This is a genomic window from Pseudonocardia oceanicola (assembly GCF_047200735.1).
Lineage (GTDB): Bacteria > Actinomycetota > Actinomycetes > Mycobacteriales > Pseudonocardiaceae > Pseudonocardia.
Genome location: NZ_JBJZON010000012.1, coordinates 9,108 through 22,110 on the forward strand (window position 1 = coordinate 9,108; position 13,003 = coordinate 22,110).

At 75.2% G+C, this 13,003-nt stretch carries 11 protein-coding genes and 1 tRNA gene; 7 read left to right on the plus strand and 5 right to left on the minus strand.

The features are described from left to right. The first annotated feature begins 104 nt into the window (after positions 1-104). Positions 105-5,708, plus strand: coding sequence for a SpoIIE family protein phosphatase (locus ACL02T_RS17955; RefSeq protein WP_503129094.1), 5,604 nt, complete (start codon positions 105-107; stop codon positions 5,706-5,708). Here the strand turns inward: ACL02T_RS17955 and ACL02T_RS17965 are convergent. Next, positions 5,699-6,190, minus strand: coding sequence for a YajQ family cyclic di-GMP-binding protein (locus ACL02T_RS17965; protein ID WP_412831876.1), 492 nt, complete (start codon positions 6,188-6,190; stop codon positions 5,699-5,701). The genes ACL02T_RS17955 and ACL02T_RS17965 overlap by 10 nt on opposite strands. 91 nt (positions 6,191-6,281) lie before the next feature. Here ACL02T_RS17965 and ACL02T_RS17970 point away from each other — a divergent pair. Both ACL02T_RS17970 and ACL02T_RS17975 read left to right on the plus strand, forming a co-directional pair. After that, a tRNA-Tyr gene (locus tag ACL02T_RS17970) sits at positions 6,282-6,363 on the plus strand. Positions 6,364-6,593: 230 nt separating this feature from the next. Further along, positions 6,594-6,992 (plus strand): TOBE domain-containing protein, encoded by a 399-nt coding sequence (locus ACL02T_RS17975; protein ID WP_412831877.1) that lies wholly within the window; start codon positions 6,594-6,596, stop codon positions 6,990-6,992. Here ACL02T_RS17975 and ACL02T_RS17980 read toward each other — a convergent pair. Next, a complete protein-coding gene (locus tag ACL02T_RS17980) occupies positions 6,952-7,752 on the minus strand; it encodes a putative protein N(5)-glutamine methyltransferase (RefSeq protein WP_412831878.1) in 801 nt (266 codons plus the stop codon). The two genes, ACL02T_RS17975 and ACL02T_RS17980, sit on opposite strands and share 41 nt — an antisense overlap. Positions 7,753-7,771: 19 nt before the next feature. Between ACL02T_RS17980 and ACL02T_RS17985 the strand changes: the two genes are divergently transcribed. Then, the gene (locus ACL02T_RS17985) at positions 7,772-8,215 is read left to right on the plus strand and encodes a protein-tyrosine phosphatase family protein (protein ID WP_412831879.1); all 444 of its coding nucleotides are present in this window, start codon (positions 7,772-7,774) and stop codon (positions 8,213-8,215) included. A gap of 46 nt (positions 8,216-8,261) precedes the next feature. Here ACL02T_RS17985 and ACL02T_RS17990 read toward each other — a convergent pair whose 3' ends face one another. Genes ACL02T_RS17990 through ACL02T_RS18000 form a run of 3 tightly spaced genes read right to left on the minus strand, consistent with a single transcriptional unit; the run spans position 8,262 to position 9,028 of the window. Beyond that, complete coding sequence (locus tag ACL02T_RS17990) at positions 8,262-8,486, minus strand: hypothetical protein (protein ID WP_412831880.1); 225 nt, start codon at positions 8,484-8,486, stop codon at positions 8,262-8,264. A gap of 46 nt (positions 8,487-8,532) precedes the next feature. Beyond that, entirely contained in the window at positions 8,533-8,823 is a 291-nt protein-coding gene (locus tag ACL02T_RS17995; RefSeq protein ID WP_412831881.1) for a hypothetical protein, read from the minus strand. Between the two features lie 19 nt (positions 8,824-8,842). Further along, positions 8,843-9,028, minus strand: a complete 186-nt coding sequence (locus tag ACL02T_RS18000; RefSeq protein ID WP_412831882.1) for a hypothetical protein — start codon at positions 9,026-9,028, stop codon at positions 8,843-8,845. 377 nt (positions 9,029-9,405) lie between these two features. On the opposite strand from ACL02T_RS18000, the gene lipP1 reads away from it, so the two are divergent. The 3 genes from lipP1 (at position 9,406) to ACL02T_RS18015 (ending at position 12,957) form a co-directional block, all read left to right on the plus strand. After that, positions 9,406-10,329: a LipP1 family hormone-sensitive lipase gene (gene lipP1, locus ACL02T_RS18005; RefSeq protein ID WP_412831883.1), complete on the plus strand. Its 924-nt coding sequence runs from the start codon at positions 9,406-9,408 to the stop codon at positions 10,327-10,329. 91 nt (positions 10,330-10,420) lie between these two features. Further along, positions 10,421-11,701, plus strand: a complete 1,281-nt coding sequence (locus tag ACL02T_RS18010) for a PucR family transcriptional regulator (RefSeq protein ID WP_412831884.1) — start codon at positions 10,421-10,423, stop codon at positions 11,699-11,701. Between the two features lie 20 nt (positions 11,702-11,721). Then, positions 11,722-12,957 (plus strand): serine hydrolase domain-containing protein, encoded by a 1,236-nt coding sequence (locus ACL02T_RS18015; protein WP_412831885.1) that lies wholly within the window; start codon positions 11,722-11,724, stop codon positions 12,955-12,957. Positions 12,958-13,003: the final 46 nt, after the last annotated feature.

Sequence of the window (13,003 nt, forward strand, 5' to 3'; positions counted from 1 at the left end):
TCCCGCCCCGGCCGGGCGGGACCCCCCTCCCGAGCCGCACGCCGTGACCCCCGGATCCGGCTAGGCTTCGACTCCCTGCCAGGACACGTCGGAACGGAGCTCCGATGACCCCGCCCGACGACACCGTGCGCCCACCGGCCGCCGGGGACGGCGTCTTCGCCCGCGGCGGCGAGCTCGGCCGGATCATGGCCGGCTGGGACTGGGCCGCGACGTCGGTCGGGCCGCCGGACACCTGGCCGTCCGCGCTGCGCAACGTGGTGCGGATCCTGCTCGGCTCCCGGTTCTCGATGTGGATGGGCTGGGGCCCCGAGCTCGCCTTCTTCTACAACGACGCCTACCAGCGCGACACGTTGCGAGCGAAGCACCCGTGGGCGATCGGGCGGCCCGCCCGCGAGGTCTGGGCGGAGATCTGGGAGGACATCGGGCCGCGCATCGCGTCGGTCCTGGAGACCGGCGAGGCGACCTGGGACGAGGACCTGCTGCTGATCCTCGAGCGGTCCGGCTACCCCGAGGAGTCCTATCACACGTTCTCCTACAGCCCGCTCGCCGACGACTCGGGCGCGATCCCGGGCTTCCTGTGCGTCGTCACCGAGAACACCGACCGGGTCCTCGGCGAGCGCCGGATGTCGACCCTGCGCGCGCTGTCCAGCGCCGTCACCACGGCCCGCACCGAGCGCGCGGTGCTCGACGCCGCCTGTGACCTGCTCGCCACCAGCACCCGTGACCTGCCGTTCTCCCTCGTCTACCTGTTCGACGACAACGGCGGGGCCCGGCTGGCCTGCGCCGCCGGGATCCGGGCGGGCGAGCCGGCCGCACCGGAGCGGGTCGGGCCGGAAGGGCCGTGGCCGGTCGCCGCGGCCCGCGCGGGCCGGACGGAGATCGTCACCGACCTCGGCACCCGGTTCGGCTCGCTGCCCACGGGCGAGTGGGACCGCCCGCCCACGGAGGCCGCGGTCGTGCCGCTCGGCACCGAGGACGCGGTCGCCGGCTTCGTGGTCCTGGGGCTCAACCCCTACCGCCGCTACGACGAGGGGTACCGGGGCTTCGTCGAGCTGCTCGTCGCGCAGGTCGCGTCCGGGCTGCTGAACGCCCGCGCCTACGAGACGGAGCGGCACCGGGCCGAGGCGCTGGCCGAGCTCGATCGAGCCAAGACCGACTTCTTCTCCAACGTCAGCCACGAGTTCCGCACGCCGCTGACCCTGATCATGGGACCGGTCGAGGAGCTGCGCGCGGCCGAAGGGATCTCCCGCGACCGGCTGCGCACCGAGCTCGACGTGATCCACCGCAACGTGCTGCGGCTGGGCAGGCTGGTGAACAGCCTGCTCGACTACTCGCGGCTGCAGGCCGGCCGCATCGAGGCCCGCTTCGAGCCGCTGGACCTCGCGACGTTCACCGCGGAGCTCGCCGGCGCCTTCCGCTCCGCGATCGAGCACGCGGGGCTGGAGCTGGTGATCGACTGTCCGCCACTGCCCCGGCCGGTGCACGTCGACCGCGACAGCTGGGAGAAGGTCGTCCTGAACCTGCTGTCCAACGCGCTGAAGTTCACCTTCGAGGGTGGGATCACGGTCCGGCTCCGCGCGCTCGGCGGCGCCGCCGTGCTCACCGTGTCGGACACCGGCGTCGGCATCCCCGCGGCGGAGATGCCGCGCTTGTTCGAGCGCTTCCACCGGATCACCGGCATGCGGTCGCGGTCGGCGGAGGGCAGCGGCATCGGGCTGGCCATGGTGCGGGAGCTGGCCGCGCTGCACGGCGGCACCGTCAGCGCGGAGAGCACCCTCGACCGCGGCACGACGTTCACCGTCACGATCCCCGCGGGGACCGCGCACCTGCCCCCCGACCGGGTGGCCGCGGCGCCGGAGGACCCGACCGCGTCCTCGGCCACGGTGGAGCCCTTCGTCGCGGAGGCCCTGCGCTGGCTGCCGAGCGCGGCGGAGCAGCCGACCGAGGCGTCCGCCCCGGACGTCGTGGACGGCCGGGTGCTCGTCGCCGACGACAACGCCGACATGCGCGACTACCTGCACCGCCTGCTCGCGCCGCGGTACGCCGTGCAGGTGGTGTCCGACGGCCGTGCGGCGCTCGAGGCCGCGCTCGCGGACCCGCCGGACCTCGTCGTGTCCGACGTGATGATGCCGGAGCTCGACGGGATGGCCCTGCTCGGCGCGCTGCGTGCCGACCAGCGGACCGCGCGCGTCCCGGTGGTGCTGTTGTCGGCGCGCGCGGGCCAGGAGGCGGCCGTGGAGGGCCTGGCCTCCGGCGCCGACGACTACCTGACCAAGCCCTTCGCCGCCCGTGAGCTGCTGGCCCGCGTCGACGGGCACCTGCGACTCGGCCGTGCGCGGGCCGACGCCGAGCGCCGCTTCCGCGCCCTCGCCGACGCCACCCCGGCGCTCATCTGGGCCGACGGGCCCGACGACGGCCGGGTGTTCGTCAACAAGGCGTGGCGGGAGTGCACCGGCGGGGACGACGCGGACCTCGGCAGCGGGTGGCGCGCCCGCATCCACCCGGAGGACCTGGCCCGGTACGACGAGCGCCGGGCCGCGGCCGCCGGCGCCGTGTTCGAGGTCGAGTACCGGCTCCGCCGCGCCGACGGCCGCTACCGCTGGGTGCTCGACCGGGGCGCCCCGCTGAACCCGGGGGCGGAGGAGCGCGGCTACGTCGGCGGGTGCCTCGACATCGACGACCGCTACCGCGAGCAGGAGCGCCAGCGCGTCCTCGGCCTGCTGGGCGGGGCGATGGAGCGCGACAGCACGGTCGCCGGGCGGCGGGAGGTGCTGGTCCGCACGCTGGTCGAGGAGGGGGTCGCCGACCTCGCCCGGTTGGTCGTCGTCGACGACGCGGGTGTCTCCCGGGTCGTCGCGCTGGCGGCCCGGGACGCTGCCCAGGAGGCCGACCTGGCCCGGCTCGACGCGACCTCGCACTGGGCCGAGGAGGTGCTCGCCGACGGCTGCCCGGTCACCGCGGCGGTCGACGAGAGCCACATCGTGGGCTCCTCGGACGACCCGGAGCAGCAGGCGGTGCGGCGACGGCTGGACCTGCGCAGCGTCTCGCTCGTCCCGCTGGTCGCGCGCGGGCGGGTGGCGGGCATGCTCGCGACCGGACGGACCGGCGCCTCGGCCCCGCAGGACGCACTGGACCTGGCCCTGCTGGAGGAGATCGGCCGGCGCGCGGCGACCGCGGTCGACAACGCGCAGCTGTTCGAGAGCGAGCGGGACACCAGCCACCGGCTGACGCTGCTGCAGGAGGCGACGGCGGCCCTGTCGGCCGCGGCGACGCCGGGCCGGGTGGCGGAGACCGCGGTGGCGCAGTTCGCGCAGCTGCTCAAGACCTCGTCGGTGATGCTGTGGGAGGCGCGCGACTCGGGCATGCTCGAGTCGCTGCACTCGACCGGCTGGCCGCCCGCGTCCCAGCGGGACTGGGCGACCGTGCCCGAGGACGCCCGCGCTCCCGTCACCGACGCGGTGCGCCGTGCGGCGCCGGTGTGGGTCGAGACCGCCGAGGACTGGGAGCGGGACTACCCGCACCTGCAGCGGCTCATCGGCGAGGACTACGGCTACTCGGGTGTGGCGGCCGTTCCGCTGCTGGTGGCGGGACGCTGCATCGGCGCGGTGGCCCTCGGCTTCGTCGAGCCCCGCCGGCTGGCGGCGACGGAGCGGGCGGCGGCGGTCTCGCTGGCCGAGCAGAGCGCCCTCGCGCTGCAGCGGGCCGAGCTGCTCGCCGCCGAGAGCGACGCCCGGCTGGCCGCCGAGAAGTTCAGCCGCGTCGTCTCGGCGCTGTCCGGCTCGGCCCGGTCCGGCGAGGTCGCGGAGGTCATCCTGGGTCATGCCCGGGAGATCGGCGCCACCGCCGCGGTGGTCGCCGTGCACCGGGGCGATCAGCTGGAGGTGCTCGCCGCCTTCCCCCCGACGCCGCTGCGCTGGCTGGCCGCGGACGTGCCGCGCCCGCTCGCCTACGCCGCCCGCACGGGCGAGCCGGTCTGGGTCGGCACCCGCTCCGCGCGCGCCTGGTCGGACCGGGGCCTCCACGAGGGCGGGGGCGACCTGCCCGACCAGGTCGCCGTGCCGCTCTCGCTCGGCGGTGTCCCGCTCGGCGTGCTCGGCCTGCGGTTCCCCGACGGCGGCCCGGAGCTCTCCGACGAGGCGCGCGCCGCCCTGCTCACCGTGGCCGAGCAGTGCGCCCAGGCGCTCGACCGGGCCCGGCTGCACGAGGCGGAGCACGAGATCGCCGCCGTGCTGCAGCGCAGTCTGCTGCCGCCCGAGCCCCCGCCCTTCCGCAGGCTCCGCACCGCGACCCGGTACCGGCCCGGCGCGGCCGGGGTGCAGGCCGGTGGTGACTGGTACGACGTCTTCACCGTCGACGACGACCGGGTCGCCCTGTCCGTGGGCGACGTCGTCGGGCAGGGGCCTGCCGCGGCGGCGGTGATGGGGCAGCTGCGGGTGGCGCTCTCCGGCGCCCTGCGCCAGGGGCACTCGCCGGCGTCGGCCCTGGAGGTCCTGGACGCGCACGTCTCGTGGATCCCCGGTTCCCGCGCGTCGACGGCGGCGTGCCTGCTGCTCGACCGCTCCTCCGGCACGCTGCGCTGGGCCCGGGCCGGTCACCCGCCGCCGCTGCTGGTCGACCGGGAGGGCGCGCGCTACCTGGACGAGACGCTCGGCCCGGTGCTGGGGCTGCCCGACCGGCCCTCCTTCACCGAGGGCTCGATCACGATCCGACCGGGCACGACCCTGCTGCTCTACACGGACGGACTGGTCGAGCGGCGCGGCGAGGTGGTCGACGACGGCCTGGCCCGGCTCGCGTCCGCGGCCGCCCGGCGTACCGGCGAGGGCCCCGACGACCTGGTGGACCACCTCCTGGCGGAGGTCGTCGAGCGGCACGGGCACGCCGACGACATCGCGCTCGTCGCGGTACGGCTGCTGCCGGCGCCGCTGCGCGCCCGGTACCCGGCCGCGCCCGCGGTCCTGCGCCGGATGCGCGCCGAGGTCCGCGCCTGGGCCGAGGAGGCGGCCCTGCCCAGGCTCGTGCTCGAGGACCTGCAGCTCGCCCTCGGCGAGGCCGCCGCCAACGCCGTCGACCACGCCTACCGGCGGAGCACGCCCGAGGACTTCGACATCACGCTGGAGCTCGAGCCCGAGGGGGCGATCCGGGTCGCCGTCCGCGACCACGGCCACTGGCGGCCGGAGCGGGCGGACAAGGGCTTCCGCGGGCGCGGGCTGGACCTCATCCGCGCGCTCGCGGACGAGGTCGGGATCGGCCGCCACGAGGAGGGCACGACCGTCACCTTCCGGCTGGACCCGGCCGGCCGCGATCCCGAGCTGCTGCACGTCGCCCCGCCCGCGGCGGCCCCGCCCGCCCGCGCCCCGGCCGGGCTCACCGTAGCGCGAGGCGGCCGCCCTGTGGATCGCCCTGTACGGCGACCTCGACCTCGGCGGGATCGACGACGTCCGGGAGCCGCTCGCGGCCGCCCTCGTCCCGGCCGGCCCCGCCGAGACCGTGGTGCTCGACCTGACCGGCGTCGGGTACCTGCCCAGCGCCGGCATCGGCATGCTCCTCGACCTCGCCGACGACGTCCGCTCGCGCGGCCTGGGGCTCCGGGTCGAGTGCCCCGTGACCGGCCCCGTCGCCCGCGTCCTCGCCCTGACCGGCCTCGACGGCGACGCGCCGCTGGGCGGCGGCTGACGACGGGCACGTCGGAGCGGGTGCGTCAGCGGTAGTTCGTGAACTGCAGGGCGATGCCGAAGTCCTTGCTCTTGAGCAGCGCGATGACGGCCTGCAGGTCGTCCTTCTTCTTGCCCGAGACGCGGAGCTGGTCGCCCTGGATCTGGGCCTGCACCCCCTTGAGCTTCTCGTCGCGGATGGTCTTGCTGATCTCCTTGGCCTTGTCCGAGGCGATGCCCTGCAGGATCGTGCCGGTGACCTTGTAGACCTTCCCGGACGGGGCGGGCTCGCCCACGTCGAACGCCTTCAGCGAGATGTCGCGCTTGATCAGCTTCTCCTTGAAGACGTCGATCGCCGCCTTCAGCCGCTCCTCGGTCGACGACTCGAGGGTGATCGCCTCCTCGCCGGACCAGCGGATGGAGGTGTCGGTCCCGCGGAAGTCGAACCGCTGGGAGAGCTCCTTCGCGGCCTGGTTCAGCGCGTTGTCGACCTCCTGCCGATCGACCTTGCTCACCACGTCGAACGACGGGTCGGCCATGGGCCCCTCCTCCGTGACGGCCCCCCTCGTGGGGGCCGGATCTCGCTGTCGTATCCTTCTCCCTGCGCGTCGGCGAGGCCGACGGCACCCCGGCAGGTTGCCCGAGTGGCCAAAGGGAGCGGACTGTAAATCCGTCGGCTTAGCCTACGAAGGTTCGAATCCTTCACCTGCCACCCCCTCGGGGTACGGCCTCTGACCAGCGAGAACGCGGGTCAGGGGCCGTTCTCGTCCCGGCCGCCGGGCGACCGGCAGACCCAGCTGCCACCGCACCCTCCGACGGTCACCGCCGACGCCTTCCTCGGCGGCAACGGCTCACGGAAGGGCAGGGTGCGACGTGTGGCCCGTCCGGGCACGAAGCGCCGGCGGCGGAGACGCCGCGGGCGTGCCGCCGTAACATCCGGCCGTGGCGGAGTACAGGATCTCGGAGGTCGCGGGCCTGCTCGGGGTCAGCGACGACACGGTGCGCCGGTGGATCGACGCCGGCACCCTCCCGGTGCACCTCGACGCCTCGCGGCGCAAGGTCGTCGACGGGGCCTCGCTGGCGGCGTTCACCCGGGAGCACGCGAGCGCGGCGCCGGACCCGTCCGGCGTGCACACCTCCGCACGCAACCGCATGGTCGGCCTGGTCACCGAGGTCGTCATGGACAAGGTCATGGCCCAGGTCGAGATGCAGTGCGGGCCGCACCGGGTGGTGTCGCTGATGAGCCGCGAGGCGGTGGAGGAGCTCGGCCTGGCGCCCGGCTCGCTCGCCGTCGCGGTGATCAAGTCGACGAACGTCGTGGTCGAGACGCCCCGGCGCTGACCCCGATCACCACGGTGGCGTCGAGCTCCGCGGAGGAGGTCAGCGCGGTGCCCATGCCGTGGGCGACCATCGCCGCGGCGGTGCCCGGCGCCTGCCGCCGGGAGGTCTCGATCAGCAGGAGGCCGCCCGGGCGCAGCCAGCCCGGCGCGAGCGCGGCGATCCGGCGGTGCAGGTCGAGGCCGTCGGCGCCGCCGTCGAGGGCGACGAGGGGTTCGTGGTCGCGGGCCTCGGGCGGCATGAACGCGACCTCCGCCGTGGGCACGTAGGGCGCGTTGGCGAACAGCAGGTCCACCCGTCCGCGCAGGTCGGGAGGAAGGGCCGCGTCCAGGTCACCCGCGTGTACGCGGCCCCCGCGGGGCTCGAGGTTCCGCCGGGCGCACCGCACCGCGGCGGGATCGACGTCGGCCGCGTGCACCTCGGCGTCCGGCAGCTCCACGGCCAGGGCGGTCGCCACCGCAGCCGAGCCGCAGCACAGGTCCACGATCACGGCCCCCGGAGCGGCGAGCGCCACACCCTGCTCGACGAGCAGCTCCGTGCGCCGGCGCGGCACGAAGACCCCCTCGTCGACCATGATCCGCAGCCCACGGAACTCCGCCCAGCCCACGACGTGCTCCAGCGGCACCCCGGCGACGCGCCGGGCGAGCATCGCCGCCAGCTCCTCCGCCGACCCCGCCGACCCCGCGAGGACCTCGGCCTCCTCCTCCGCGAACACGCACCCGGCCCCCCGCAACGCCCCGACCACGGCCTCGATCGATCCCACGAGGGGGCATTATCACGGGATGATCCAGCTGGACGGCGCGGTCCTGCTCCCCGACGGCACCCCGGTCCGCGGCCGGGGCCGCCGCGAGCCCCTGCCGGACGGGCCCCTGCCCGAGTTCTCCCTCTGCCTCGGCCGCCCCGGGCACGACGACGAGCCGGACTGGCCCGCGGCCTGGATCGTGTGGCCGGACTTCCGGGTGCCCCGCGACCGGGACGGGGCCACCGCGGCGATCGTCGACGCCTACGAACGGGCCCGGTCCGGGTTGCGGGTCGAGGTCAGCTGCACGGGCGGGACCGGCCGGACGGGCACGGTGATCGCCTGCATGGCGGTGCTCGCCGGGCATCCCGGGACCGAGGCGGTGGCCTGGGCCCGCGCGCACTACCGGCCCCGGGCCGTCGAGACGCCCTGGCAGCGGCGGTGGGTCAGGGCGTTCGCCGAGCGGGTGGCCCGGCGCCCCGGCTGAGCCGGGGCGGAGGGAGGAGCCGGCCCGGGACGTCGGGAGGGGAGGCTCAGCCCCCGCGCCGCCCGTAGTCCGACGACAGCCGGGTGCGCGCGGTGAACAGGTGCCGCGCCACCTCGGCGGTGATCCGGTCGGCGTCGGCGGAGCAGCGGCCGGTCCGCTCCTCGTCGGGCAGCCCGCGGTAGGCCGCGGTGAGCTCCTCCAGCGCGCCGAGCAGGTCGGCGATCGCGGCGGACCGCGACTCGGCCTGAGCGACGATCAGGTCGATGGTCATGCGGCCGATGGTGGCGCGCCCAGGTGTCGGGCATGGTCCGTCGACGTCACGAACCCGTGACCTCCGTCGCACGGCGGCCCCGGGAGATGGCGACGAGCACGGCGGGCTCCGCGCCCGGATTGTGCACCGTGCGCAGGTTCAGTCCGGTGAACCAGAGGACCGAGCCGGCCGCGAAGCGCCGCCGCCCGCCCGCGTGGCAGCGCAGCTCGATCTCCCCGGCCTCGAGGACGACGAGCACGCCGCGCCACTCGTCCTCGTCGTGCGGCCGCGAGTCGCCGGGCGCGATCTCGACACGCCGCCGTCCGAAGGGGCGGCGTGCCCTTGTCGGACCGGCCATGCCGTCTCCCGCCCAGGACTCACGCGGCCCGGTCGTTCCGGGCCCGTCGAGAGGTCGACCCGACCGCGCCGCCGAACTCATCGGCGCCCCGGTGACCGTCCGTGCGGGCGCCGGCCCTGCTGCCGGAGTCCCGGCGGCGGAACAGGGCGTGCAGGACCCCGGCGTCGCCGTGCAGATCGGCGGGCAGCCCCGTGGTTCTCATCATCACCCGGCCGCGACGCTCCGGTCGGGATGTCCGGATGAACGGCACCGACGACGGCCCGATCCGCCGGATCACCCTCGACCGGCCCGAGTCACGCAACGCCCTGACCGCCGACGACCTGCTGCGGGCGGTCCGGACCGCACCGGTGCCCGTGCTCGTGGCCGTCGACGGGCCGTGCATCGGCGCGGCGTTCGAGCTCGCCCTGCCCGCCTCGGCCGGCGGGGAGGGTCCGGCGACGGGTGGGGCAGGCGGATCGACGTGCCGGGGACACGAAGACGGCGGCGGGTTTCGTACCGCGGGCACGAAGGTCGACCGCGTGTCCGGTGTCACGGTGCAGGGGGACATCCCCCGCTCGGCCGCGTCGGACCCAGGAGGCAGCGTTGCCCGTCCACCCCGAAGCCCAGACCCTGCTCGACGCCCTCGCCGAACAGGGCATGCCGCCGTTCCCGCAGATGACGGTGCCGATGGCCCGCGCCGCGGCCAAGGGCTTCCTCGACCTGCAGGGCGAGCCGGAGCCGATCGCGGTCGACGACCGCCGGATCGAGGGCCCGGCGAGCCGGATCCCGGTGCGGATCTACACCCCCGACGGGGACGGCCCGAAGCCGCTGGTCGTCTACTTCCACGGCGGCGGCTGGGTGATCGGCGACCTCGAGATCGTGGACCGCCCGCTGCGCAGCATCGCCAACCGCAGCGGCGCCGTGATCGTGTCGGTGGACTACCGGCTCGCCCCCGAGCACCGCGCGCCCGCCGCGTTCGACGACTGCTACGCGGCCACCGAGTGGGCCGCTGAGCACGCCGCGGACCTGGGCGCCGACCCGGACCGACTGATCGTGGCCGGCGACTCGGCCGGCGGACACCTGGCCGCGTCCGTGGCGCAGGCTGCGAAGGACCGGGGCGGCCCCGCGATCGCCGCGCAACTGCTGCTCTACCCGGTCACCGACTTCGACTTCTCCACCCCGTCCTACGAGGAGAACGCGGACGGCTACCTGCTCACCCGGGGCGCGATGGAGTGGTTCTGGGCGCACTACCTCGGCGCCCAGGCGGACGACGGCGAGTACCTCTGCCCGGGCCGGCGCGAGGACGTCTCCGGGCTGCCGCCGGCCTACGTGGCGACGTCGGAGTTCGACCCGCTGCGCGACGAGGGCGAGGACTACGCCCGCAAGCTCGAGGCGGCCGGCGTGCCCGTCACGCTGAAGCGCTTCGACGGCATGTTGCACGACTTCCTCTGGACGCTCGGGGCGACGCCCTCCGGTGCGGTGATCATCGACGAGATCGCCGACGCCGTGCAGAAGGCGGGCGCCTGACGCGGCGGGTGGAGGTCACGGTCCTCCGTGCCGGCCTCGGCGCGGCCGTGCGGTGACTTGTCAAACGTCCGGCCGAACGTAGTGTGGGGGAGTGCCGCCATCGTCGACGGACGCCTCCCCGGCCGGTCTCGACCAGGTCGGCGGCTGCGTCCGGGCGATCGCCGTGGCCCTGGGCCGCCGCGTCGTGGAGATCGCGCTCGACCTGCGCCGGCTGATGGCCTCCGAGATCGCCGAGCTCGACGGCGACCCGCGGATCGTCGAGTTGCTCGGCGCCTCGGTGGAGGGCAACGTCGAGACGATCCTGCACATGCTGGCGCACGAGATCCCGGCCGAGCGGATGGAGCCGCCGTCGGCCGCGTTCGAGTACGCCCGCCGGCTCGCCCAGCGCGGGGTCCCGGTCAATGCGCTGCTGCGCGCCTACCGGATCGGCCACGACCGGCTGCTGCGCTGGGTGTTCGCCGAGCTCGACCGGCGCCGGGAGGACCCGGTGGTGGCGCTGGGCGTCGCGCGGCGGATGGTCGGCGACACCTTCGGCTACGTCGACTGGATCTGTCAGCAGGTCGCCGAGGTCTACGAGGAGGAGCGGGAGCGCTGGCTCGCCAACCGGGACACGCTGCGGGCGGGCCGGGTCCGAGCCCTGCTCGACGGCGACGGCCCCGCCGACCTCGACGCGCTCGAGACCACCCTGGGGTACGGGGTGCGCGGGTGGCACCTCGCACTGGTGGCCTGGTCCGGCGAGGGGGAGGGCGCGGCCGTCGTCCGGCTCGTCGGGACGCTGGCCGAGCGGACCGGCTGCCGCGGCCGCCCGCTCTGCGTCGCCTACGACCATGCGACGACCTGGGCCTGGCTCCCGCTCGGCCGGGACTCCTCGGTGCGGGACCTGACCAGGGCGGCTGCTGCGCTCGCCGAGGAGAACGGGCAGGCCGTACGGATCGCGGTCGGCGAGCCCGGGACCGGGGTGGCCGGGTTCCGGGAGAGCCACCGGCAGGCCGTCCGTGCCCAGACCGTCGCCCTCGCCGCGGGCGAGGACGCCCGGGTCGTGACGACCTTCGCCGACGTCGGCGCCGTCGCCCTGCTCTGTGCCGACCTGGAGGCCGCGCGCACCTGGGTGGCCGACACCCTGGGCGGGCTCGCCGCCGACGACCCCCAGCACGCCCGGTTGCGCGAGACCCTGCGCGTGTTCCTCGTGGCCGGCGGAAGTTACACCACGGCGGCCGATCAGCTGACCATGCACAAGAACTCGGTGCGCTACCGGGTCAGCCGGGCCGAACGGGAGCGCGGGCGGCCGCTGACCGAGGGCCGCATCGATCTCGAGCTGGCCCTGCTCGCCTGCCGCTGGCTGGGCCGCGCGGTGCTCACACCCGCCCGGTGATCGTGGGTAGTGTCGAGGTCGTGAGTGCTCTGAAGACGGAGGTCGAGCCGGGCGAGGTCGGGCTCGACGCGCAGCGGCTGGACCGCATCGAGTCCCACTTCGCGAAGTACGTCGACTCCGGCAAGCTGCCCGGCTGGTCCGTCGCCGTCGCCCGGTGCGGGAAGGTCGCGTACGTCGCGCACCACGGGCTCCGGGACGTCGAGGCCGGGCTCCCGGTCACCGACGACACGATCTGGCGCATCTACTCGATGACCAAGCCGATCACCTCCGTCGCGGCGCTGATGTTGTGGGAGGAGGGCGCGCTCGAGCTCACCGACCCGGTGGCCCGGTACATCCCGTCGTTCACCGACATGCGCGTCTACCGCTCCGGCTCCGCGCTCAACCCGGGCACCGTGCCGGCCACCGAGCCGGTCCGGGTCTGGCACCTGCTCACCCACACGTCCGGGCTCACCTACGGCTTCCACCACGCCCACCCCGTCGACGAGATGTACCGCGGCAAGGGCCACGAGTTCGGTGCGCCGCGCGGGCACGACCTCGCTGCGGCCTGCGACACCTGGGCGGGCCTGCCCCTGCTGTTCCAGCCGGGCACCGAGTGGAACTACGGCGTCTCGACGGACGTGCTCGGCCGGGTCGTCGAGGTCGCCTCCGGCATGTCGCTCGACGCCTTCTTCCGCGAGCGGATCCTCGGCCCGCTCGGCATGACCGACACCGGCTTCCACGTCTCCGGCGAGGAGGACCTGGGCCGGCTCGCCGCGCTCTACCAGCCCAGGCCCGGCGGCGGGCTGGTCCGCAGCGGGGCGATGGCCGAGGCGATCACCCGCGAGCCGACCTTCCTGTCCGGCGGCGGCGGGTTGGCGTCGACGCTGCACGACTACCACCGCTTCACCCAGATGCTCGCCCGCGGCGGCGAGCTCGACGGCGTGCGCCTGCTCGGCCCCCGCACCCTCGCCTACGCCACGCGCAACCATCTGCCCGGCGATGCCGACCTGGAGACGTTCGGCCGTCCGATCTTCGCGGAGTCCGCCTTCCAGGGCACGGGCTTCGGGCTGGGGTTCTCCGTCGTCGTCGACCCGGCGGCGGGCAAGCAGCTGCAGGGGCTCGGCGAGTACGGCTGGGGCGGGCTGGCCAGCACGGCCTTCTCCGTCGACCCGGTCGAGGAGCTCTCGGTGGTGTTCATGACCCAGCTGATGCCGTCGAGTGCCTACCCGATCCGCCCGCAGCTGCGGGTGCTCGTCTCGCAGGCGGTGATCTCGTGAGCTCACCGTTCACCACGGCGGCGTCGCGAACACGACCGACGAGCGC

Coding starts and splice junctions, on each gene's coding strand:
- ACL02T_RS17985 (WP_412831879.1), top strand. CDS start 7,772: ATGATCCAGCTGGACGGCGCGGTCCTGCTCCCCGACGGCACCCCGGTC.
- ACL02T_RS17995 (WP_412831881.1), bottom strand. CDS start 8,823: ATGGCCGGTCCGACAAGGGCACGCCGCCCCTTCGGACGGCGGCGTGTC.
- ACL02T_RS17955 (WP_503129094.1), top strand. CDS start 105: ATGACCCCGCCCGACGACACCGTGCGCCCACCGGCCGCCGGGGACGGC.
- ACL02T_RS17990 (WP_412831880.1), bottom strand. CDS start 8,486: ATGACCATCGACCTGATCGTCGCTCAGGCCGAGTCGCGGTCCGCCGCG.
- ACL02T_RS17965 (WP_412831876.1), bottom strand. CDS start 6,190: ATGGCCGACCCGTCGTTCGACGTGGTGAGCAAGGTCGATCGGCAGGAG.
- ACL02T_RS18000 (WP_412831882.1), bottom strand. CDS start 9,028: ATGATGAGAACCACGGGGCTGCCCGCCGATCTGCACGGCGACGCCGGG.